Annotated in this window: 21 protein-coding genes; 7 read left to right on the top strand and 14 right to left on the bottom strand. The window is 55.8% G+C overall.

Going from position 1 to position 23511, the window contains the following annotated elements:
• Positions 1-7 precede the first annotated feature (7 nt).
• From LU196_RS17545 to LU196_RS17505, 9 genes are all read right to left on the bottom strand, one after another.
• A complete protein-coding gene (locus LU196_RS17545) occupies positions 8-658 on the bottom strand; it encodes a methionine ABC transporter permease (RefSeq protein WP_232761282.1) in 651 nt (216 codons plus the stop codon).
• Entirely contained in the window at positions 642-1742 is a 1101-nt protein-coding gene (locus tag LU196_RS17540; protein WP_232761283.1) for a methionine ABC transporter ATP-binding protein, read from the bottom strand. The genes LU196_RS17545 and LU196_RS17540 overlap by 17 nt, the downstream gene beginning before the upstream one ends.
• A 2-nt stretch (positions 1743-1744) precedes the next feature.
• Positions 1745-2551 carry a MetQ/NlpA family ABC transporter substrate-binding protein gene (locus tag LU196_RS17535; RefSeq protein ID WP_232761284.1) on the bottom strand — a complete coding sequence of 269 codons (807 nt, stop codon included), beginning with the start codon at positions 2549-2551 and terminating at the stop codon, positions 1745-1747.
• Between the two features lie 26 nt (positions 2552-2577).
• Positions 2578-3936 (bottom strand): LLM class flavin-dependent oxidoreductase, encoded by a 1359-nt coding sequence (locus LU196_RS17530; RefSeq protein WP_232761285.1) that lies wholly within the window; start codon positions 3934-3936, stop codon positions 2578-2580.
• Positions 3933-5123 carry an SfnB family sulfur acquisition oxidoreductase gene (locus LU196_RS17525; protein ID WP_232761286.1) on the bottom strand — a complete coding sequence of 397 codons (1191 nt, stop codon included), beginning with the start codon at positions 5121-5123 and terminating at the stop codon, positions 3933-3935. The genes LU196_RS17530 and LU196_RS17525 overlap by 4 nt, the downstream gene beginning before the upstream one ends.
• A gap of 9 nt (positions 5124-5132) precedes the next feature.
• Positions 5133-6344, bottom strand: a complete 1212-nt coding sequence (locus LU196_RS17520; protein WP_232761287.1) for an SfnB family sulfur acquisition oxidoreductase — start codon at positions 6342-6344, stop codon at positions 5133-5135.
• A gap of 582 nt (positions 6345-6926) precedes the next feature.
• Positions 6927-7958, bottom strand: a complete 1032-nt coding sequence (locus LU196_RS17515; protein WP_232761288.1) for a methionine synthase — start codon at positions 7956-7958, stop codon at positions 6927-6929.
• A gap of 24 nt (positions 7959-7982) precedes the next feature.
• Positions 7983-8969 (bottom strand): DUF1852 domain-containing protein, encoded by a 987-nt coding sequence (locus LU196_RS17510; RefSeq protein WP_232761289.1) that lies wholly within the window; start codon positions 8967-8969, stop codon positions 7983-7985.
• Positions 8970-9144: 175 nt separating this feature from the next.
• Positions 9145-10062, bottom strand: coding sequence for a LysR family transcriptional regulator (locus LU196_RS17505; RefSeq protein WP_232761290.1), 918 nt, complete (start codon positions 10060-10062; stop codon positions 9145-9147).
• Between the two features lie 104 nt (positions 10063-10166).
• Between LU196_RS17505 and budA the strand changes: the two genes are divergently transcribed.
• From budA to LU196_RS17490, 3 genes are read left to right on the top strand one after another with little or no spacing between them, the layout of a single operon-like run.
• Positions 10167-10949, top strand: coding sequence for an acetolactate decarboxylase (gene budA, locus LU196_RS17500; protein ID WP_232761291.1), 783 nt, complete (start codon positions 10167-10169; stop codon positions 10947-10949).
• Positions 10950-10963: 14 nt separating this feature from the next.
• Positions 10964-12643 carry an acetolactate synthase AlsS gene (gene alsS / locus LU196_RS17495; protein WP_232761292.1) on the top strand — a complete coding sequence of 560 codons (1680 nt, stop codon included), beginning with the start codon at positions 10964-10966 and terminating at the stop codon, positions 12641-12643.
• Positions 12644-12667: 24 nt separating this feature from the next.
• Positions 12668-13441 (top strand): (S)-acetoin forming diacetyl reductase, encoded by a 774-nt coding sequence (locus LU196_RS17490; RefSeq protein ID WP_232761293.1) that lies wholly within the window; start codon positions 12668-12670, stop codon positions 13439-13441.
• A gap of 82 nt (positions 13442-13523) precedes the next feature.
• Here the strand turns inward: LU196_RS17490 and LU196_RS17485 are convergent, their stop codons facing one another.
• Together LU196_RS17485 and LU196_RS17480 are read right to left on the bottom strand one after the other, a co-directional pair.
• Complete coding sequence (locus tag LU196_RS17485) at positions 13524-15578, bottom strand: pyrroloquinoline quinone-dependent dehydrogenase (protein WP_255697919.1); 2055 nt, start codon at positions 15576-15578, stop codon at positions 13524-13526.
• 49 nt (positions 15579-15627) lie between these two features.
• Positions 15628-15993: a hypothetical protein gene (locus LU196_RS17480; RefSeq protein ID WP_232761295.1), complete on the bottom strand. Its 366-nt coding sequence runs from the start codon at positions 15991-15993 to the stop codon at positions 15628-15630.
• 376 nt (positions 15994-16369) lie between these two features.
• Between LU196_RS17480 and LU196_RS17475 the strand changes: the two genes are divergently transcribed.
• From LU196_RS17475 to clcA, 4 genes are all read left to right on the top strand, one after another.
• A complete protein-coding gene (locus LU196_RS17475; protein WP_232761296.1) occupies positions 16370-17860 on the top strand; it encodes a sensor domain-containing diguanylate cyclase in 1491 nt (496 codons plus the stop codon).
• 123 nt (positions 17861-17983) lie between these two features.
• The gene (locus LU196_RS17470; protein WP_232761297.1) at positions 17984-19093 is read left to right on the top strand and encodes an ABC transporter substrate-binding protein; all 1110 of its coding nucleotides are present in this window, start codon (positions 17984-17986) and stop codon (positions 19091-19093) included.
• 412 nt (positions 19094-19505) lie between these two features.
• Complete coding sequence (locus tag LU196_RS17465; RefSeq protein ID WP_232778288.1) at positions 19506-19904, top strand: H-NS family nucleoid-associated regulatory protein; 399 nt, start codon at positions 19506-19508, stop codon at positions 19902-19904.
• Between the two features lie 222 nt (positions 19905-20126).
• Positions 20127-21530, top strand: a complete 1404-nt coding sequence (gene clcA, locus LU196_RS17460) for a H(+)/Cl(-) exchange transporter ClcA (protein ID WP_370641017.1) — start codon at positions 20127-20129, stop codon at positions 21528-21530.
• A gap of 95 nt (positions 21531-21625) precedes the next feature.
• On the opposite strand, the gene LU196_RS17455 is transcribed toward clcA, so the two are convergent.
• The 3 genes from LU196_RS17455 to LU196_RS17445 form a co-directional block, all read right to left on the bottom strand.
• Positions 21626-21820, bottom strand: a complete 195-nt coding sequence (locus LU196_RS17455; RefSeq protein ID WP_232761184.1) for a general stress protein — start codon at positions 21818-21820, stop codon at positions 21626-21628.
• Between the two features lie 392 nt (positions 21821-22212).
• Positions 22213-22740 carry a phenolic acid decarboxylase gene (locus tag LU196_RS17450; protein WP_232761185.1) on the bottom strand — a complete coding sequence of 176 codons (528 nt, stop codon included), beginning with the start codon at positions 22738-22740 and terminating at the stop codon, positions 22213-22215.
• A 238-nt stretch (positions 22741-22978) separates the two neighbouring features.
• Complete coding sequence (locus LU196_RS17445; RefSeq protein WP_232761186.1) at positions 22979-23194, bottom strand: hypothetical protein; 216 nt, start codon at positions 23192-23194, stop codon at positions 22979-22981.
• Between the last annotated feature and the right edge of the window lie 317 nt (positions 23195-23511).

The following is a 23511-nucleotide window of genomic DNA, read 5'->3' as shown; positions in this document are numbered from 1 at the left end:
CACGCGTTTAGCGATGGTTCAGGCGACGCGACAGCCGATCGCCACACCACTGAAGCAGCGTCACCAGTACAACCAAGACCACGATCACTGTCACCATGACCTGCATATCAAACCGCTGATAACCATAACGATAGGCCAGATCCCCCAATCCCCCGGCCCCAATGGCGCCGGCCATCGCTGACGCGTTGATCATCGTCACCAGCGTGATGGTAAAACCGCTAACGATGCCAGGCCGCGCCTCCGGCAGCAGCACATGCCAGATAATGTGCCAGCGATGAAATCCCATGGCCTGCGCTGCTTCGGTCAGCCCTTTATCAACTTCACGCAGGCTGACCTCCGCAATACGGGCAAAAAACGGGGTGGCTGCCAACGTGAGCGGTACGACGGCGGCCCATACGCCATAGGTGGTCCCCACAATCCAGCGCGTAAAGGGAATTAACGCCACCATCAGGATCAAAAAGGGAATGGAGCGAAAGAGGTTGACTACCCAGCCCAGAACCCGATTGAGTAACGGACTGGGAAAAAGATCGCCGCGTCCACTGACCACCAAGATCACCGCCATCGGTAAGCCCAGCGCGAGTGCGAGCGCAGAGGAGACGCCTACCATCATCAGGGTATCCCATAACGCCGCCCATAAACGGTTAATCGCCGGTGACATAACCTAATACCTCCAGTTTATCGGCGATATTCGCCAGTTGAGTTGTCACAGATTGCGCCTCATAGTGGTCATCCAGCAGGAGCAACAACTGGCCGGTAGGTTTATTGTCAACCCACTCAATTGCACTATAAATCAGGGTTATTTCACCCGTTATTCGTGCGCCCAGCGCGCCAATATCTGGCTTGCTGCCCTGCCCGGTGTAGCGCAAGCGCACCAACAGACGAGATTGATGATGTTGCCGGTAGGCAGTAAGGCGTGTGGCAACCGATGCCGGCAGAGCATGATGATTGGGGTTAAGCAGCTGACGCGTAGTTTCCTGCTGTGGATCGCTATAAACCTGCCAAACCGGGCCGCGCTCAATGATCTCACCCTGATCGATGACCGCCACGTTGTGGCAAAGGTCATGTACGACATCCATTTCGTGCGTGATCAGCACGATGGTAATGTGGCGCTGCTGATTAATTTTTTTCAGCAGCGCCAGAATGGCACGCGTGGTTTCGGGATCAAGTGCTGAGGTGGCTTCATCGCACAGCAGCAGTTCCGGATCGTGGACCAGCGCGCGGGCGATGCCAACGCGCTGTTTCTGTCCACCGGAGAGCTGCGCAGGCCACGCGTGCTGCCACGCCTCCAGTCCCACTAGCGCCAATAATTCATCCACCTTCCGCGCCCGCGCAGCGGCAGGCACACCTGCGACTTTGAGCGGCAACTCGATATTCTGCCTTACGGTTTTGGCTGAGAGCAGATTGAAGTGCTGGAAGATCATACCCGTACTGCGTCGCCATTCCACCAGCTGCCGTGCCGTTAGCGCGCTGATATCGGTGCCGTCGATGACAATACGTCCGCCAGTGGGCTCTTCCAACCGGTTAAGGCAGCGGATGAGCGTGGATTTGCCCGCACCGCTGCGGCCAATGATGCCGAAAATTTCTCCGCGCCGGATCCCGAGATTAATATTACGCAGTGCATCCACAGGCTGACCGGCATAGCGTTTACTTAATGCTTCAATGATGACGTGTGAGGCGCCGCTGGTGGGATTCGCAGCGGCATCGGGCCACACCGAAGCGTCAGGGATGCTCAGGCTGACCATGATTACTGGCTCCAGCCTGGCTGATAGAGTTTGCCATAGAAATTGTCGAGACTGGCGCGGACCACCGGGGAGTGCTGATAGATATCGACAAATTTTGCCAGACGCGGATCATCCTGATGTCCCTGACGGATCACAAACTGAATCACATATTCCGGGTGTTCCAGCCCGTCGAACAACAACGCGTGATTGGGATCGATCGTTTTCGCCAGACGCAGATAATGTGGGTACCCCTGCGCCAGGTCGACCTCTTCCAGCGAGCGTGAAAGCTGTACTGCTTCCACCTCGATAATGTTCAGTTTTTTTGGGTTGCTGACGATGTCATCAACGGTTGATTTCAGTCCCGCACCCGGTTTCAGCGTAATCAGCCCCGCCTTCTGCAGCAGCAATAATCCGCGCGCGCCATTGATCGGATCGTTGGCAATGGCGACGGTGCCCCCTTCGGGAACCTGATTGAGGGCACTGTGCTTTTTGGAGTAAAGCCCGATGTTGTTGATGATGGCTGGCGCGTAGGCAACCAAATGAAAGCCACCTGACTGATTAGCATTCTCCAGAAAAGGCTTATGCTGGAATAAATTAACATCAATATCGCCATTCTCCACGCTGACGTTAGGCGCGGTCCAGTCGGTAAATTCGACCAGCTCAACCGCCAGTCCCTGCTTCTTCGCTTCCGCCACGGCGGTCTCCAGCGGCGGCGCAAACGCGGCAGTGGTGCCTACCTTGAGCGGGCCGGAATAGTCCGCTGCGGCGACGGTACTGAGGGTCAGCAGCACGCCGCTCAGCGCGGCGCGTAATGTTGTTATTGGTGCCATGAGGGAGTTCCTTGAGGTTAAATAAATTAACGCAGTGCGGTGGAATGACGCCAGCGTGCCGCCGGATGACGATCGGGCAGGCGATCCTGCTGAAATATTTTGTTGCGCAGTGAGCCGGGCTGATAAGCCGTTTTGTAGCGTCCGCGCTGCTGAAGTTCGGGGACAACCAGATCGATAAAATCGCGGTAACTTTGTGGGTTCAGAATGCGGGTCAGGTTGAAGCCATCGATGTCGCCTTCGTCCATCCAGTGCAGCAGCGCGTCAGCGACTTGCGCAGGGTTGCCGATAATCAGGGGATAACGGCTGCCCATCGCATGCTGCTCGAGCAGGCGACGGCGGGTCCAGCCGCTGTAGGCCTTACTGACCGATTCAATGGCGCGGGTTTCACCGCTGATAATGGGTTCATCGAGATCGAAGGCGGCAAGGTCAAGGCCAATAGAGCTGGAAAAATGGGCTAAACCGGCTTCTGGGCTGGCATATTCAAGGTAGCTGCGATGCTTCTCCTGCGCTTCCTGTTCGGTGGGGGCGACGATCACGCCGACGCCCATAAAAATGCGCAAATCATCTGCATGGCGGCCCGCCGCTACCGCGGCCTGACGCAGGCGCTGTGTCTGCTGACGCAGCGCAGCCGGGGTGCCTGCATTCACGAAGGTGCACTCGGCGTGGCGCGCAGCAAACTGAATGCCGCGTGCTGAGGTCCCGGCCTGGAACAGCAACGGGGTGCGTTGAGGGGACGGGCTACTGAGGTGATACCCTTCGACCTGATAATATTCACCGTGATGGCTGACCGGATGAATTTTCGTGGCATCGGCATAGCGCCGATTCGGACGATCAACAACCAGCGCGTCATCCTGCCAGCTGCCTTCCCAAAGCTGGTAACTGACGTCGAGAAACTCGTCAGCCTGATCGTAACGCTGATCGTGCCCCAACAGCTGTTTGTTGCCCATCGCCCGGGCCGCGCTGTCCAGGTAGCCGGTGACCACATTCCAGCCGATCCGCCCCTGCGTGAGATGATCCAGGGTTGAGAAGCGACGGGCAAAGGGAAACGGTGCCTCATAGCTGAGATTCGCAGTCACCGCGAAGCCCAGATGTTGCGTTACGCTCGCCATGGCCGACACCAACATCAGCGGATCGTTGACCGGCAGCTGAATCGACTCGCGCGCGGTTAGCGCAATTCCCTGCTGATAAACATCATACACGCCCAGGATATCAGCGATAAACACGCCATCGAACAAGCCACGCTCCAACAGGCGCGCCAGGTCAGTCCAGTAGCTCAGGGTATTGAACTCCGTTGAGCGATCCTCGGGGTGTGTCCACATCCCATGATGAATGTGACCGACACAATTCATGTTGAAGGCATTGAGCAGTACCTGTTTCTGACTCATACCGTGCCCCTGCGCGGTGGCAAAATTCCATTAATCAGGTAGTTACCTATTAAGGGGTATTTCCAGCGCACCGGATCGTGCAGGGTATGCGTTCGTGCGTTACGCCAATGCCTATCCAGGTTGTATTCCCGCAGGCTGGCGCGCGTCCCGCTCAATTCAAACAGCAGATTAGCCGCTTCCAGCGATACTTCGGTGGTCCATGCGCGCGCTTTGGCCACATCAACGGAGGCCCGCGCGACCGTCGCGGCGTCAGGCTGCTGTTGCGCAGCATCGACCGCTGCGGCGGCCTCTTCCAGCAACGCTTCGCCGGCGCGCAGCCGCGCAGCCAGACGGCCGGTGCGATCAAGCGTTAAAGGATCGTCGCTGGCGCGCGTCACGTTGCTGTCTGGCCACGGCCGGGCACGCTGGCGTAGAAAATCGAGCATGTCGTTAAACGCAGCGCGCCCAATGCCCTGATCGATAGCGGCATGCATGATTTGTGCAAAAGGCCCGACGGGGGTTGGCCGCTCAAACGCGGTTTGGAAGGGCACGATATCGTCTGCATCTACGACCACATTCTCAAATAATACGCTGCCGCTGCCGGTGGTACGCTGACCAAATCCGCTCCAATCATCAATAACCGTGACCCCCTTTTGATGACGCGGCACAAATACCAATTGCTCTTTGCCCTCTTCATCCCGCGCCGCCGTAGGAATACGATCGGCAAACAGCGCGCCGGTGGCATAAAATTTTTGACCATTAAGCACGTTTCCATTGATCTGCGTACTGCGCTGGTGTGCAGCTCGGGACGTAAACTCCGCCAGTGCATTGCCCAAATGGACGCCCTCTAGCACTTCGCGATATAGCCGATGTTTCTGCGATTCGCTGCCGTTGACCCGTAAGACTTCCAGCGCATAGTAGTGATTTTGCGGAACCTGCCCAATCGCTGCATCCGCTTCGCTGATCAGGCTCATCACGGCGGCGAGGGTGGCGGTCGAAACCGCGATGCCGCCATACGCCTGCGGCACGGTAATCGCGCCCAATCCAGACTGAAAAAACTGCTGCAAAGGCAGATGTGGCAGCTGACGCTCACGATCGCGTGCTGCGGCACCGTCACGGAAATGCTGGGCCAGTTGCGTGGCAACCGCCAGCGCCTGTTGCTCGCTGCGGAGAGGCGCTGCGGGCTGTTTCGGCTGAACCTGACTCATCCTTTCTCCTTAAATCCATGCATGACGCGCAGGGCAGATCGCATTGAGGTAGTAGTTGCCGATCGCATGGGTTTTCCAACGCACCGGATCGTGCAAGGTGTGAGTACGCGCATTGCGCCAGTGGCGATCCAGCCCGTGCTGCAGCAGCGTGGCGCGACTTCCGCCCCATTCCAGCAGCTTTTCACTGGCGCGTAACGCGATGTCGGTGGTCAGCACTTTGGCTTCCGCCACGGCAATAGAAGCCTCTGCGCTGTTTTCAGCGGTCAGTGCATGTGGATCAATGGAATCCAGCACTTTTGCCGCCCGTTTCAGCAGCGCATTGGCGGCGCTCAGTTCGGTACTGATGCGGCCAATATCAGCGAGGATGTAGGGATCGTCTGCGTTGCGCGCTACGCCCGCGTCCACCCACGGTCGTGAGCTACTGCGGACGAACTCAAGCGCATCGTCCAGCGCACCCTGAGCGATCCCGGCATCAATTGCCGCCTGAATGAGCTGTGACACCGGACCCCGTAAGGACGGTTTTTCAGACGGCGGCAAGGGGATAATTAAGGCTGCATCAACGGCTACGCGATCAAGTTTTACCGTGCCGCTGGCTGTGGTGCGTTGTCCCATGCCAGACCAGTCATCGATGATCTCTACGCCGTCCGCGGGCAAGGGAATAAATGCCATCGCTGGCCGATCATTCTCTTCGAGTGCAGTGGTAACCAAAATGTCTGCAAATAACGCCCCGGTGGAATAGAACTTCTCACCGCTTAATCGTTTCTCCTGCCCCTGGCTGACTAGCCGCGCCTTGATGTCCCGCGTATGACGCGTATTTTTTTCGGGACCACCATTGCCGAGCCGTTTGCCGCTGACGATGGCTTGCAGCAATTGAAGCTGCTGTTGCTCATTCCCTTCGCCGAGAATGAACTGAATCAAACCAAAATGATTTTGTGGAATTTGGCCAAGCGAGGGATCGCTGGCGGAAATAATACGGAACACGTCCGCCACGGTTTGATAACCCAGCCCGCCACCGCCGAAGCGGCGTGGAACGCTAATGCTGCCCAATCCAAGCCGCGTAAATTGGTCAAGCAGCGCGCGGGGATAGATCCGCTGCTGGTCACGAATCATCGCACCCGGTTTTGCTTGTTCAGCCAGTGAACGCGCAGCGTCAATAGCCCGATCGCTTTGGGTTATGACTGCCGCGCGGTGTGTTTCAGGGGCGCTTGAAAATGGATTCATTTTGCTTCCGTTAAATATAGAAAAGGCATCAAATGTTTTTGACGGGCATCGAGGGCATGACATTAATTAACATCTGTAAAGCGATATTAATCAGTTGGAAAGAAGTAAGTAAATAGAGGGAGTTATAACAATGCATGCAAAGCTCATTCATTATTTAAATTAGGATTTTTTTGAAAAAAATTTGCTGGCATCACTAGTGGGTTAAATAACCGAAGGTATGATGAATAAGTGAATAAAGTCCTGACATCTGAAATTAAAAAATGATCAGGTTTCCAATTTTAGGGGGGGATATTAAGATAAGCGCCCGCGGCTTTTATTCAATTCTTCGGGGATAGAATGACATGTGAATAAATAAAGGGCTGTCACCGTAGTTTGCGAGGCGGAATCCCCTCTTCGCGGCTGTCCAGCATAGCTGCCCTTCACCCGCCTATGACATGTTCACAGGCTCCTGGCGGGCCGCTATGTTTTCGGAACAGGTGCGCCACCCTCCGCAATTGGCGGAAGGTGGCGGATCGCTGTGTGACGTTCCGGCTTCATACACGCGGTCAGGTTCTCGAGCGGCTCAGCCGGATAAGACGGCGCTTACTTCGCCAGCAGTTCGCGACGCACAATCTCTGCGCCGGCGCTCAGGGCGTTGAGTTTACCGTTGGCCACGTGGCGCGGTAATGGCGTCATGCCGCAGTTAGTGCACGGATAAAGTTTATCGGCATCCACGAACTGCAGGGCTTTGCGCAGCGTCTCGGCGACCTGCTCCGGCGTTTCGATGGCGTGGGTGGCAACATCGATCGCCCCGACCATCACTTTTTTACCGCGAATCAGTTCAATCAGCTCCATTGGCACGCGGGAGTTCTGGCACTCCAGCGACACGATATCAATGGCGGATTTCTGCAGCTTGGGGAAAATCTCTTCATACTGGCGCCACTCGGAGCCCAGCGTTTTTTTCCAGTCGGTGTTGGCTTTAATGCCATAGCCGTAGCAGATATGCACCGCGGTTTCGCATTTTAGCCCTTCTACCGCCTTTTCCAGCGCGGCAATACCCCAGTCGTTCACTTCGTCGAAGAACACGTTAAACGCCGGCTCATCGAACTGAATGATGTCTACGCCAGCGGCTTCAAGCTCTTTGGCTTCCTGGTTCAGGATTTCAGCAAACTTCCACGCCAGTTTTTCGCGGCTTTTGTAATGGCCGTCGTACAGCGTGTCGATCATGGTCATCGGGCCCGGCAGCGCCCATTTAATGGGCTGGTCTGTGAGCTGACGCAGAAATTTTGCGTCGTCCACGAAGACGGGCTTCTGACGCGCCACGTCGCCCACGACGCTTGGCACGCTTGCCTCGTAGCGGTTACGAATTTTGACGATCTCACGCTTTTCAAAATCCACGCCGTCGAGGTGTTCAATAAAGGTGGTGACGAAATGCTGGCGGGTCTGTTCGCCATCGCTGACAATGTCGATCCCGGCGCGCAGCTGATCGTCCAGACACAGGCGCAGCGCATCCCGTTTGCCATCCACCAGCTCGCCATCCTGCAGTTTCCACGGCGACCACAGCGTTTCCGGCTGAGCCAGCCAGGAGGGTTTCGGTAAGCTGCCGGACGTTGACGTAGGTAATAACTTTTTCATCACAAATAACCTTTTTAAAATAAATTACAGAGCAGACTGTGCAGACCAGGCTTCCAGGATCGTTTGGTAAGGCTTAATGAAATTCGCCTCGGTAAATTTTCCTTGTTCAACGGCCAGCAGGCTGCGCTCTTCGCGGTCATAAACGATGCGCGTCAGGGAGTAATCTTGCTGCGTCAGGCTTGGCTGGTAGCATTGCCCTGCTGGTGAGTTAGCATTGTAGATCTCTGGGCGGTAGATCTTCTGGAACGTTTCCATGGTAGCGATGGTGCCGATCAGTTCAAGATCGCTGTAATCGCGCAGCAGATCGCCCATGAAGTAGAACGCCAGCGGAGCGGCGCTGTTGGGCGGCATGAAATAACGCACTTCCAGGCCCATTTTGCCGAAGTAGTAATCGGTTAACGAACGCGCGTCCTCCTGCAGATACTCAACTCCTAATACCGGGTGGATATTGGTGGTGCGGTGATAGGTATTCTTGCTGGAGACGCTCAGGCAGATCACCGGCGCTTTGCTGAACTGCTGTTTGTAGGCATCCGATTTCAGGAACGCTTTGAAAATGTTTCCGTGCAGGTCGCCAAAGTTTTCAGGCAGGCTGAAGTGGGTCTGCTGCTGATTGTGCTCCGGCAGCAGCACGCTGAAATCGTAATCACGCACGTAGGAAGAGAAATTATTGCCCACAATACCTTCGCTGCGCTGCCCGGACAGGGTATCCACAATGGTGGTTTTCAGGATTTCAATGGCGGGAAAAGCGTCCTGGCGTCCGTCATGCGCAATGTTCAACACCACCGAGATGATATCCAGCTCAACAGCATACCGATCGCTTTTAGGGTTATCCCACTGGGCCAGCGAATTAAAGCGGTTATTCATCATCACCAGCGCATTGCGTAAATTCTCCTGGCGCTTATCGCCGCGCGCCAAATTGGCAAAGTTGGTGGTGATACGTGTGTTCTCTGAGGGATTGTAGTTCTCATCGAAACGCAGGCTTTTTACCGCAAAGGTCAATTCGTTGTTCATGGCAATCGGTATCCTAATATTGATCTAAACGCGCTGGTTTTGCGTGAAGCAGCCGGTTTATCTCGTGTGTTGTCGGCGGGTATGACTACGTTATGCCCGTAACGCAGTGGGAAAAACAGTGATTTAATTTCACCGAACATGAAGGAAATTCATGTTTATTTGGAAGTCTGGATGTTTATCCGTCCGCAGCCCTTGTGGCATCTGGGGTGGGACGCTTTTCGCGGATGACGCTCAGCATGTGCATGACCGTGCGGGCCGGATGCGAATAACGCCACGCAAAGGCGATATCCGTAAACAGCGTGTTATTTTCTATCTCACAGAACACCACGTGAGGATTGTTCACGCAGGCCATTGAGTGGGGCACCAGCGCCACGCCGCCCCCTGCACCCACCATCCCCAATGAGGAACCGATCTGCGGGGCTTGTTGTATCCGTGCGGTGTCAAACCCGGCCCGCAGGCAGGTACTGACGATCAATTCATACAAGCTGGGCGCCACATCGCGGGGAAACATCACCAGCGCCTCTCCGGCCAGCGCGCTTAACGCAACGCTGCGCTGTCCGCTCAGCGGATGCCCGGCAGGCAGCGCAATCAGCATGCGTTCGGTGGCGATCACATGGAGGTTGAACGCATTGCTGCTCTCGCAGGGCAGGCGAATAAACGCCGCATCGAGCAATCCTTCCCGTAAATCCTGCATCAGCAGGGCCATATTCTCTTCGCGCGTGCTCAGCACCATGGCGGGATAGCGCGCTTTGAACCGCTGTATCAGGTCAAACACCGGGGCGGCAAACGCCACTGAACTGGCGAAGCCCAGCGACATTTGCCCGCTCATGCCGCGCGCCACACCGCGCGCTTTCTCCAGCGCGTGATCGGCAAGCTGCACGATTTGCAGGGCATCTGGCAGAAAGGCGCTGCCGGCTTCCGTCAGCGAGACCCCGCGCGTTTCGCGCTTTAACAATGGTGTACCGATTTCATGCTCAAGCCGCTGAATTTGCTGGCTGAGCGGCGGCTGAGACATGCCCAGCATCTCTGCAGCGCGGGTGAAATGCAGCGTCTCGGCCACGGCGACAAAATAACGCAGATGACGCAGTTCCATATCAAAAACGTCTCGAAGTTAACAGGGTTTGCTATTGGATACCTTGAGCTCGCTGGCTCACTATAAGGTTAACACGGCTTAACTATTTTTTTGTGAGGCAGCGCATGAGTAATTTTGTATCTGATTGTTCTTGTGAAGGTCAGCTTACGGAAACAATCGCCCTACTGGCGGATGAATCGGCAGAAAAGGTTATCTATCAAACCTCTTTAATGAGCGCGCTTCTCCACGGCGTTTATGACGGCACGACCACGGTGGCGCAGCTGCTGCAAAAAGGCGATTTCGGGCTGGGTACCTTCAATCAGCTGGATGGCGAGTTGATCGCCTTTGATCGCCAGGTCTATCAGCTGCGCGCGGATGGCAGCGCCCGCCCTGCCAGCCCGAACCAGAAAACGCCGTTTGCCGTGATGACCTTTTTTACACCCGAGCATCAGTTTTGCTTTGACCGTACCGCCTCTCGCGAGGACGTGCACCGCGTTATCGACGCGCAAATCACCTCGGATAACCAGTTCTGCGCGTTACGCATTAGCGGCCGTTTCACCGCCGTACGCACCCGTACGGTGCCCTGCCAGTGTCGGCCCTACCGCGCGATGCCGGATGTGATTAACAACCAGCCCACGTTTGATTTCACGTCGCGCAGCGGCGAACTGATCGGCTTTCGTACGCCACAGTACATGCAGGGAATTAACGTGGCGGGCTATCACGAACATTTTATTACTGATGATCGCCAGGGGGGCGGCCACATTCTGGACTACGTCCTGGAGCAGGGCACGCTGACCTTTGGTGCCATCAGCAAACTGGTGGTGGATTTACCACAGGACCGTGAATTTCTGCAGGCCGACCTGACGCCGGATAACCTGGATGAGGCGATCCGGGCCGTTGAAAGCTAACCGAAGAGGATGCGATGAAAACAGTAAAAACCCCTACGCGCTGGAACAGCGGTGCCGATCTGGTAGTGGCGCAGCTGGAAACCCAAGGCGTTGAGCATGTCTTTGGCATTCCCGGCGCGAAAATCGACAAAGTCTTTGATTCCCTGGTGGACTCCCCTATTCAACTTATTCCCGTACGCCACGAGGCCAACGCTGCGTTTATGGCTGCCGCCGTGGGCCGTTTAACGGGCAAGGCGGGTGTGGCGCTGGTCACCTCCGGACCCGGTTGCTCCAACCTTGTTACCGGCATGGCCACGGCTACCAGTGAGGGCGATCCGCTGGTGGCGCTGGGTGGTGCGGTGAAACGGGCCGACAGCGCGAAGCAGGTTCACCAGAGTCTGGACACGGTGGCGATGTTTCGTCCGGTCACCAAATTTGCCGTTGAGGTCACGGATGCGCCAGCGCTGGCGGAGTGCGTTTCAAACGCATTTCGACACGCGGAAAACGGCCGCGGCGGCGCAGCCTTTGTGAGCCTGCCGCAGGACATTGTCGATCAGCCCGTCACCGGCGCGCCACTGCATACCTCGGGACACATTCAGCTGGGTGCCGCACCGGACGCGCTTATTGACGCGGTCAGCCGTGAAATCGCCCGGGCGAAAAACCCGGTTATCCTGCTGGGGTTAATGGCCAGCCAGCCGGAAAACAGCGAGGCTATCCATGCGCTGTTGAGTAAAACGCGGATCCCGGTTACCAGCACCTATCAGGCGGCGGGTGCGGTGCGGCAGGAGCACTTTTCCCGCTTTGCCGGTCGCGTAGGGCTGTTTAATAACCAGGCTGGCGATCGCTTACTGCAGCAGGCCGATCTGATCATCACCATCGGCTACAGCCCGGTGGAATACGAGCCGGCGATGTGGAATAGCGGCAGCGCCATTTTGGTCCACATTGACGTGCTGCCTGCCGACACCGATAACCGCTATCTGCCCGATGCCGAACTGGTCGGAGACATTGCGCAGACGGTGCGCAAGATCGCCGACCGGGTCACCAGCCCGCTGCAGCTGAGCGAGGCGAGCGCCGCGGTGCTCAACGATCGCCAACAACAGCGTCAACTGCTTGCGCTGCAAGGGGCAAGTCTGGACCAGTTTGCTCTGCATCCGCTGCGCATTGTGCGCGCCATGCAGGATATCGTGAACAGCGATGTGAGCCTGACGGTGGACATGGGCAGCTTCCATATCTGGATAGCCCGCTATCTGTATAGCTTCCGGGCACGGCAAATCATGATCTCCAATGGGCAACAGACCATGGGCGTCGCGCTGCCGTGGGCCATTGGCGCCTGGCTGGTGGATCCCACGCGCAAAGTGGTGTCGGTGTCCGGAGATGGTGGCTTCTTGCAATCCAGCATGGAGCTGGAGACCGCCGTCCGTCTTGGGGCCAATATTTTGCACATTATCTGGGTTGATAACGCCTACAACATGGTGGCGATTCAGGAAGAGAAAAAATACCAGCGCGTCTCCGGCGTCCAATTTGGCCCGGTGGACTTCAAGGCCTATGCCGAAGCGTTTGGTGCGGCGGGCTTTGCCGTCAACAGCGCCGCGGAGCTGGAGCCGACGCTGCGTCGCGCCATGGATGTTAACGGTCCGGCGGTGGTCGCGGTGCCGGTTGATTACCGCGATAACCCGCTCCTGATGAGCCAGCTTCATTTAAGCCAGATCCTGTAATTTCACGTCGTTAAGGAGAATAACATGCAAAACAGAGTCGCTTTTGTCACCGGTGCCGGACAAGGTATTGGCGCGGCGATTGCGCTTCGCCTCGCGCAGGACGGCTTTGCCGTGGCGGTTGCCGATTATAATGCGGAGACCGCACAGCAGATCGCAGACCGCATCATCACGGCGGGCGGAAAGGCGGTGGCGCTGCAGGTGGATGTGGCGCAGCGCGATCGCGTGTTCGACGCCGTAGAGCGGGCGCGCCAGGCGCTGGGTGGCTTCGACGTCATCGTCAATAACGCGGGGATCGCGCCGTCGACGCCCATCGAGGCCATCACCGAAGAGACCGTCGATAAGGTCTATAACGTCAACGTCAAAGGCGTGATCTGGGGCATGCAGGCCGCTATCCGCGCGTTTGCCGCTGAACAGCACGGCGGCAAGATCATCAACGCCTGCTCGCAGGCGGGACACGTGGGCAACCCTGAACTGGCGGTTTACAGCTCCAGCAAATTCGCAGTGCGTGGGCTAACGCAAACGGCAGCGCGCGATCTGGCGGCGCAGGGTATCACAGTGAACGCCTTTTGCCCCGGCATTGTGAACACGCCGATGTGGCAGGCTATCGATCGGGAGATTTCGGCAGCGGCGGGGAAACCCGCAGGCTATGGCACCCAGGCGTTTGCCGAACGCATCACGCTGGGTCGGTTATCAGAGCCGGAAGACGTTGCTGCCTGTGTTTCATTCCTCGCGGGGCCGGATTCGAACTACATGACCGGACAGTCGCTGCTGATTGATGGCGGGATGGTCTTTAATTAAGTGACGCGGGTGTTAGGCCTTTCTCCCCGCCATCGTCTTTGGCGACGGCGGGGAGAACAGACGCGGCAACCGCGTCAGACGCTTATTGCGGCAGTGCGTAGACTACCACCTGATCGCCTACCTGATCCTTCAGAATGGTATTGCCGCCGGCCACAAAGGCGACGTATTGACGGCCTTTGTACTCATACACCGAGGGGTTAGCCACGGCCGGCGCTTCAACCTGATCCGACCATAGCTCTTCGCCATTGGCCAACGAATAGGCGCGCACTTTGGCGTCCATTGATGCGCCAATGAAGATCACGCCACCGGCTGTGACCGCCGGGCCGCCAATGGTCGGCGATCCCCAGCTCTCCGGCATAAAGAAGCCGTACTGCTGCGACGCACCCACCGGACGACGCCACTTGACGTCACCGGTGTGCATGTCCAACGCCACAATCTCCCCAAACGGCGGCTGCCAGCACGGCATGCCAAGCCAGTTATTGGCCACATTCAGCCGCAGACCGTAAGGCGCGCCCTCCTGTGGGGCAAAGCCGCTTTCGTTACCCGCGTTTTTATCTGCCTTATCGTAATCTTCACGGCTGTAGAGCTTCACGTACTGAACAATGTGCGACGTATTGACCACGGCAACTTGACTCTGCGGGTCAAACGCCACGCCGCCCCACTGTACGCCGCCGGCGCTGTCGGGATAGGTCAACGCCCCTTCGCCTTGCGTGGTAGGGGGCGTGTACATGCCGTCATAGCGCAGCTTGTCCCACAGGCGCGAACACTGTCCGGCTCCCACGATATCGGCCAGTGTCCAGATGGCCGGCTTTTTAGACTGATCCAGCAGCGGTGCGGGCTTGGTTGGGAACGGCTGGGTAGGCGAAAGCTTTTCACCCTGTACCGAACCATCGCCCTGCGGCACCGGCCGCTCCTCAATCGGCCATACATCCTCGCCGGTGAGGCGATTGACCACAAACAGGAAGCCTTGCTTGGTCGCCTGAATCAGCGCCGGGATCGGCTTGCCGTTAACGGTGATATCCATCAGCGTGGGCGCGGAGTTGATATCGTAATCCCAAACGTCATGGTGCACCCACTGGCGCGACCACACTACCTTGCCGGTGTTGATATCCAGCGCGGTGGTTGAGGTTGCCAGCGGGATAGGCGCGGTGCGGTTACCGCCCCAATAGTTAGGCGACGGTGAGGAAACCGGCAGATACACCAGGCCGTTTGCTTCGTCTGCTGACATATGCGTCCAGACGTTGGCCGTACCGGTACGCGCGCGAATATCGGCGGGCAGAGCCTCGAATGTCCATTCACGTTCCCCGGTTTTGGCGTTAATCGCGAACACCGTGCCTGGAGGCGCTTCGGCGTAGGCCCAGTCTTTGCCTGCCCAGCCGATCAGCAGATGGTCGCCGACGACGGTAGGCGGCTGCAGCAGTGAAAGCGGGTATTTGGCATTCACGGTGTTCCATTGATCAACATTCAGCACGCCGCCATCCGCGAATTGTTCACACGGTTTGCCGGAATCGGCATCAAGTGCGTAAAGTTTGGCATCCACCGTGCCCATATAGACGATTTTCTGACAGGCTTCGCCAGCCACCGGATGCTTAGCCTGCCAGTAGGAAACGCCGCGGTTTTTCAGCACCGGCTGCGTCAGTGCCTTGCGCGGTGATTTTGTGTCGTAGTGCCACTTCTCTTTGCCGGTGCCGGGATCGAGCGCAATCAGCCGATCGAAAGGTGTTCCAATATAAATCGTCTCATTGGCAAAAATAGGCGTAGCCGACCAGACGGTCGCAGGCGTGTCGCCTTCGCCATCTGAAACGTCGCCGGTGTGAAACTCCCACACTTTTTTTAGCTTGCCGACGTTCTCTGCGGTGATCTGCTTCAGGGGGCTGTATTTTTGTGCGTTGAGCTGACCGTGAAAGCTGTCCCAGGTGGCGCTCTGCGGCACCAAGGGTGAGCCAGGAGGCGCGGCAGAGGCAGCGCCTTGCCCCGTATCGCCAGACGTCGCTTCATCCGTGGTGTGGGTGGTGCCCGGTGATTGTTGGTCGGCGGCATCCACATTAAGCTTCTCTTGGGTGCCCTGCGACGCTTCAGTCGCGTTATCCTGAGCCTGTAACGTAAGCGGCGTCATCAGTAGCGCCAGAACGGTCATACTGCATTTTAGCAGCGGTGTTATGTGAATGTGTGACACGAGCGGCTCCTCAGACTCTAACGTAGCGTGTTGATTGCGTGGTACCGCGGCTGAGGAGAATTAACCCCACTAAACCGAGCACCATCGCAGCGGTAATAACGGCTTGATGCAGTAGCAGGGCCGCAAATCCGATACCGATCAGCACAAAAAGCGTGACGATAATCCAGAACCGGCGCGCACCACGGTGCACGGTGTGACGCACCAGAAACGTCAGTAGCGCCAAGACGACGCTGGCGATGGCAACGCCCAGCGCGCCGAGGGTACCGGTTACGCCGGTTAACGGTGTTAGCAAGGCATAGAGCGCGAGCCCAGCACTCGCGAGTGACGCCAGCAGCAGCAGCAGGCTGCCCAGGCGAGAAGCTGAAGTGTGCAACATACTGAATTATCCCCTGTAATAAACGCCGTAGAGAGCGGCAATCATGCGCGCGCGTTGAGCGCGTTGAGCGCGTTGAGCGCGTAGAAGCACGTTTGCCGTGTTCAACGCGAAAACGCCGTGAAGTATCGATAAGACGCATGCAATCGCTTTTCAGCGACGGGCCGCGTGAAGCCTGGGCTGCCAGATGGCGCATGGCGGGCAGCCAAAGCGAGGCGCCGCAAGGGAAAAATGTCCTATAGGCGCTGTCATAACCTTAGACCATGCGCATAATTGATGTATGATTTCCGGCTGCCTGCCCTCATAACCGAAACTTATGCGAAAAATTACGCCGCGCGCCCGCGGCCTCACGCTGTTCAAGACCCCTTTGGGCAAGAGCATGGCTCTGTTTTTACTGCTCACCAGCCTGTTTGTGATTGCCATAAATGGTTGGGCGCTCTGGAACGCGTGGCAACAAACCATCAGCGAGAAAAAGGATGATGCACGCAACCTTTCGGTCTCGTTAGCCAAGCAGGCAGAAGATGCCTTTTTGCAGGTGGATATCACCCTGGCTGACGCCGTTCGACAGCTGCGTCAGCGCGGAAATGACTATGCGGCCACGCCCGCATTTCTGCACCAGCTGAAAGAGCAGCAAAGCAAGCTGCCGCAGCTGCACGGTTTGTTTGTTTACGACACGCAGGGACATTGGATCGCGTCATCAGGCAACTTTGTTCCCACCAATGCCAGTAACGCCGATCGCGACTATTTCATTTGGCATCGTCTGCATAACGACACCAACCTTCTGATCAGCCGAGTGATACGCAGCCGTTCAACGGGCGATCTGGTGATCCCGGTGTCGGTCCGGCTTAACGATGCGGCAGGGAATTTTGCCGGTGTGGCGCTGGCCACCGTGCGCGTGGACTATTTTCGCCAGTATTACAGCTATTTTGCGTTGGGCAATAAAGACACGCTGGGGCTCATTCTGGCGGATGCCAGTGCGCTTTACGTGCGGCCCTTCCCGGATGCGTACATCGGAAGGGTACTCTCCGCCAGTCCGCTGTTTAAAACGGAGCTCAAGGCATCGTCCAGCGGCAACGCCATGTGGCGATCCACGCTTGACGGCGTGGTGCGGGTATTTGGCTTCACCCGTCTGGAACGTTATCCACTGATTGTTACCGCTGGCTACGATCTCGATACCATTCGCATGCACTGGATGGCCAGCAACCTGATTAACGTGCTGTTGAACCTGGCACTGCTATTTGCCATTACCGGCATGGGAATTATGGTGTTGCGCCAGGTGGGCACCAACGCCAAGAGTCAGATTGAGCTGACCTTTGTGCGTGATGAGCTTACCAGTATCAACCACACCCTGCAGTCGCTGGCGCTGGTCGACGGCCTGACGGGCCTCGCAAACCGCCGCCAGTTTGACGCGCTGCTGGAGCAGGCGCTGTTGCGATCGCACAAAAGCGGTGACCCGCTGGCGCTGGTGATGATTGATGTCGATCATTTCCGACTCTACAACGAGACTTACGGCCATGTTGCCGCCGATGAGTGCCTGCAAGATATCGCTCATGCGTTAAAAGAGAGCGTTCACTACCAGGGAGATGTGGTGGCGCGCTACGGCGGGGAAGCCTTTGCCCTCATCATGCCCAATACGGATCGAACGGAAGCCATGATTGTGGCCGAGCGTGCGGTCATTGCGGTGCGTGAGTTGGGTATCGCGCATGAGACATCTGGCCTACCTGCGGGCGTTATCACCATCAGTGCGGGATGCAGCGCGCTGTTTTCTGAAGGTCACGAGACGGATGCGGAGACGCTTATCAAAGCCGCTCAGCGGGCACTCCAGCAGGCGAAGCGAAGTGGTCGCGATCGTGCCTGTGAAGCGACCTGAAGTATCATCGCGCTGCGTGTCATAGTCTTTAGAGCGACCCACTGAATTCTCTGGCATTTAATGATAATGGCAATTATTCTTATTCGCCTTGCAGGGGTTCTTTTGCTCACTTAGGGGAATAAAATGGGTCGCAACCTGATGAAAGGTGTCCTGTTATTAGGCTGTCTCTTGACCAGCGGAGCCGTCTTCGCTGAGGTTATTACGCTCAATGATGCGGCTGGGCGTGACGTGAAGGTTGATGTTCCGGTTAAACGCGCGGTGCTGGGCTTCTATTTCGAAGATTATATGGCGGTAGGCGGTGAAAAGGCCTACGACCATGTGGTCGGTATTTCACGTGAAGCCTGGCGCGGCAAGGTGCCGGCAAACTGGAATATGTACGTTAACCATCGCCCTTCTCTGGCGGATATTCCGGATATCGGCGAGGTCGACCTGCACAATGTCTCTATTGAGAAGCTGATTAGCCTGAAGCCAGATGTGGTGATCCTCGCTAACTGGCAATATATTGCGCTAAAAGCCGAAGTGGCCGAACTGGAAAAAATTCATATTCCGGTGGTGGTGGTGGATTACAATGCCCAGACGGTCGCACAGCATGTCAAATCAACCCATATTTTTGGCCAGCTGACCGGTAATAATGCCCGTGCAAATGAACTGGCTGATTTTTATCAATCCAGCATCGCCGACGTGCAAAAACGCGTCAATGCAGCGCACCAAGCCAAGCCCAAAGTCTATTTTGAATTTGGCAATCGCGGGCCCGGTGAGTACTCCTTTACCTACGGCAAAAATATGTGGGGGGCCATGCTCGATCTGGCCGGGGGAGATAATATTGCTGCCCCCTATATTGAGTGGTGGGGAAAATTGAATCCGGAGAAAGTGCTGGCATCCAGCCCCGACGTGCTGTTCTTCTCAGGAAGAGAAGATAATGCCATCGCCTCTGCGCTGCCGATGGGCGTTGGTGTAAAAAAAGCGGATGCGGAAGCTAAACTCGCAGCATTTACTCAACGGCCAGGCTGGAGCGATTTCCCCGCGGTAAAAAATCACCGCGTATTTGCTGTTTACCAAGGCGCTTCACGTACCTTATCGGATTTTGCCATGGTGCAGTTTATTGCGAAGTCGCTTTATCCGGCCCAATTTGCCGATGTTGATCCGGTAAAAAATTACCTCGATTACTACAGGAAATATTTACCGGTTGTCCCGAACGGGACATTCGCTATTTCGCTCCAATCAGAACAATAACGGGGCGGGCATTGCCGAAAGAAATAACCGGCAATGCCCTGCTCGTTGTTGAGAGCATCGTCATTTTATGTCGCCCGTAATCGGGCAGCATGCGAACGTTAAGTGCGCAACGTCTCCATCCAGTCTCGTCAAATGTCTAATTTATTCTTGTCTTATGTCGTCTCCATAACGGGGGCGCACAAGGGTAAAAGACTATTTAACCTGGCCCGTTTCTGGCTGCCACGACAGGCGCTATGTTCCCGCGATAAAAATCCCTTAAAAACTGCGCGCTTCACGCTTTATTATTGAATAGCGATGTGATGTACTGTATTTCAGTGAGATTAATCATCACTCCGCTCACCAGGAAAACCGTTTTTAATTTGTATAAAAATTTATCTTTAGCGTTCTGCGACAACCTTTTCAGGAGAAGTTAATGAGTGATTCACTTAAAGCATTAAATAATATTCGCACACTGCGTGCGCAGGCGCGTGAAGTTCAGCTGGCTGAGCTGGAAGAAATGCTGGAAAAATTCTCCGTCATTGTTTCTGAGCGCCGTGAAGAAGTGAACGCCAGCGAAGCCGCGGTGCGTGAAAAAGAAGAAAAATTGGCCAAATACCGGGAGCTGTTGATGCAGGACGGTATTGATCCGAATGAACTGCTGGGTGCACTGCAAAGCAGCGGTAAAGCGCGCGCAAAGCGCGCGCCGCGTCCGGCAAAATACAAATATGTCGAAGAGGGGCAGGAAAAACAGTGGACCGGTCAGGGTCGCACACCGGCGGTAATTAAAGCTGCGCTCGACGGCGGTAAATCGCTTGATGATTTCCTGATCTAACCTTTCGCATACGGTTAACGCGGCGCCTGGAATATCGGCGCCGCGTTTTATATTACGCAACATCCCTGCTGTTCTCCGCTTTTTCCCTACTCCTCCTCGCCGTACTCTGTGCGTAAAATTTAGTTGCGTATTATTCGGTTATAAATGCGCTCATCCACGCTATGCTGCACGCCCCACTCTTTATGATGCGATTGCCGCATTTGTTACGTTGAAAGGATCCTGATGTCACGCGTGAACAACAAATCCACTCCTCTGCAGCGCCAGATGGCGGGACGCTTTCTGCTTATGCAGTCTCTTTTTCGCCGAGACTCTACGCCCGTTACGCTGTTGATGATGGCGGCAATGGTCGGGTTGATCACCGGTGTGGTCGGCGTTGCCTTTGATCGCGCCGTTAACGCGGTGAGTCAGATGCGCAGCAGCGTAGTCGATCGCGTCGGTGAATCCCTGCTTCTTCACGCGGTGACCGCGTTTGCCGCTGCTGCGGTGCTGGGGGCTATTGGTTACTTTCTGGTGCGTCGTTTTGCGCCTGAGGCGGGCGGTTCTGGCATTCCGGAAATCGAAGGCGCGCTGGAGGGGCTAAGGCCGGTCCGCTGGTGGCGCGTGTTGCCGGTGAAGTTTTTCGGCGGCATGGGCGCGCTGGGATCCGGCATGGTGTTGGGGCGTGAAGGGCCGACGGTGCAACTTGGCGGAAATATTGGCGGAATGTGTGCCGATATGCTGCGCGTACGGAGTGCTGAGTCACGGCATACGCTGCTGGCCGCTGGTGCGGCGGCCGGATTGTCTGCGGCCTTTAACGCACCGCTGGCGGGGATCCTGTTCATCATCGAGGAAATGCGTCCGCAGTTTCGCTATAACCCTATCTCGATCAAAGCGGTGTTTGTGGGCGTCATTGTCTCCAGTGTGGTATTTCGCCTGTGCAACGGCGATGAGGCGATTATTCATATTGGCCAGCTTCGCAACGCGCCGACCGTCACGCTGTGGCTCTATTTACTGCTGGGCGCGCTCTTTGGTGCTATTGGGGTGGCGTTTAATCGCCTGATTTTTCTGATGCAGGACCAGTTTATGCAGCTGCATAAGGGACGGTTGGGCCGCTGGGTTCTCTGGGGCAGCATACTGGCGGGGATGTGCGGTTTGCTGGGTACTGTGGTGCCGCAGGCGGTCAGCGGGGGGATCGCGTTGATCCCTGATTTTGCCTCTGGGCAGTATGGCGTGCAGACATTATTCCTGCTTTTTGCCTTACGGATGCTGGTGACAGTGTGCTGTTTCTCATCGGGCGCACCGGGCGGCATTTTCGCGCCGATGTTGACGTTGGGAACGCTATTAGGCACGTGCTACGGGCAATTGTGTTATAGCTGTTTTCCGGATTGGCAGCTGGATCCGGCGACCTTCGCCGTGGCGGGAATGGGGGCGCTGTTTGCGGCCTCGGTGAGGGCACCGTTGACCGGTATTGTACTGGTGCTGGAGATGACCGATAACTATCAGCTGATTTTACCGATGATCATTACCTGTTTGGGTGCCACACTCACTGCCCAGTTCTTTGGCGGTAAACCGCTTTATTCGGCCCTGCTGGCGCGCACGTTGGCAAAACAGGGGCTACCTGAGCGGGTATTGCCTGACGCACGTTAATGTTTAATTCAGTGGCAGTGCCGCACTGTCAGGCGCGCCCGGCGTATCGTCATCCGGGCGCAGTGCATTATTACCTCACGGCATCGTGCAGAATGTTAACCCGCGGTCGCATTGTTGTCCGTGGGCTTCACTCTGCGGCTCACTTTACCGCCTTTGCGGCCCGCTTCGATCGCCCGTTCGGGATTGTTACGAAAATTTCCACCACTTATCGTGCCGCCTTTACGGCCGGCTTCACGCGCACGTTCTGGGTTTTCTGCAAAATTTCCCGCGCCACCTCGACGATTGCTCATTTCTCTCTCCTCGCGTTGAAGTTAATAGATTAAAACGCTTACAGCGCTAAATGTTGTACAGAATTACGGCTTTATCCACCGCCAAGATGGCCATCGATTTTCCACAAAGGCACGAACGGTCCGGTATTAAGGGAAAATAACAGAATATTTATCTTTATAAAGCAATGGCAATAAAATTATATTTGTACATATTTTTTCACCTTGTACATGTTTAATTAAGTTAGAAATTAAGAGTATTCCTGGTCAATGACGGGCGAATACTGTCTTAAACAAGAGAGGAGTTTTGCCGTGCGGGAAATGTCAGGCGGGATATTACGGCTGCGCTTAACAGCTTAATAAACGCAGCGGTAATATATTCAGTTGCAGTCTATTTGCAGTGCTGTACCGCACGGCTATTTAACTGTTTCGAAGAAATCACTTGGCAATTGGCCCGGCGCTGCATTGATCACGTCATCATTATTGGCGCCCCGATTTGTCATGTGCGTTATTTCAGCAAACTCTGAAATAATGATGTAGGGATAAGCCGGTCCTTCGTCGCGAAAGCGGTGCATATCTTCGATAAAGTCATTTTGATAGCAAATGGTTTTTTCTGGATGCTGCCCTTCTCCAGCTATCCATTGTGGAAAGAAAATCGTGCCATGCAAATGTCGTTGACCAATATCAAACGTCAGGCTGACACATGTGCCGGTTGGCTCATGCCAGTCAGCGCGAAAAATACCTGGCGCGAATTGTACGGCATGCATTTTTTGATGGGTTACCCAGCGCCCACCGACTAAGCCTTGATGAATACGGTAATCACAAGTGGTTTCATTGCGTGCATACCATTCATATTTCCAGCCGTTTGCATAGGTGTAGATAAAATGCATACCGACGAAAGAGGTGAGATCCTGGGTTTGCGCGACATAATCACTGTCTGACATGGTTAATATCCCCATCGAAAAGAGGTGAGAAATTACGCACGCGGTCGTTCATACCGAGCCGCGCAAGTAAGCGGGCTGCCGTTACGTTTTGGCACCAGAAAGTATAGCAATTCATCGCGGGAACCCGTTTCGCAGACGGAGTAGATTGGCTTTGGAAAGAGAGGTTATCAAGGACAGGCGGGACGTTTATCGCTCGCCCTGAGCTAAAAAGCGGGCTCAGGTCGAGCGAGCATTACTGCTATTGCTGCTGCTTACTGTTTTGCTCTTTTTGTTTTTTGTTCGCCATGTGATGTCCCACCGCACAGCCTGCGGCTGCACCCGCCACGCCGTGATGTGCCATATGGCCCGCGACACCGCCCACCACCGCACCTTTCAGGCACCCTTTTGCTTCAACCTGGGCGCTCATGACCAGCAGCACGGTTGCTGCGGCTACAACAACGGGAAATTTAAACATTGTGTTCGCTTCCTTAAGCGGAGTGAAATTGAGCTGAGCGTAGCAAATAATGGTGCCTCTGAAAGGACGGAGGCATAAATGCAAATGCTTAGTAACGGCGTGTTACGGTTTATCGCGTCATCAGTCACGTATTCCTCCTGGAGCGGTTCGTTATGAGGGGGTGAGCACAGAGACAGGTATCAGGCTGTTAGTTACAACAAGCTATTACGAGATGTTGTAAAACCTCCATGCCATTCTGCACAATCCAGCCCCTCCCCCAAACGCGTGTAGGAATAAACGACATTGCCCCTTGTGAAAAGCCGCCGCCGCCCGGCCCG

This window comes from Pantoea sp. Mb-10, assembly GCF_021272205.1.
Lineage (GTDB): Bacteria > Pseudomonadota > Gammaproteobacteria > Enterobacterales > Enterobacteriaceae > Pantoea.
Note: the sequence above shows the minus strand (reverse complement) of the source record. Positions and strands in the feature narration are given on the sequence as shown.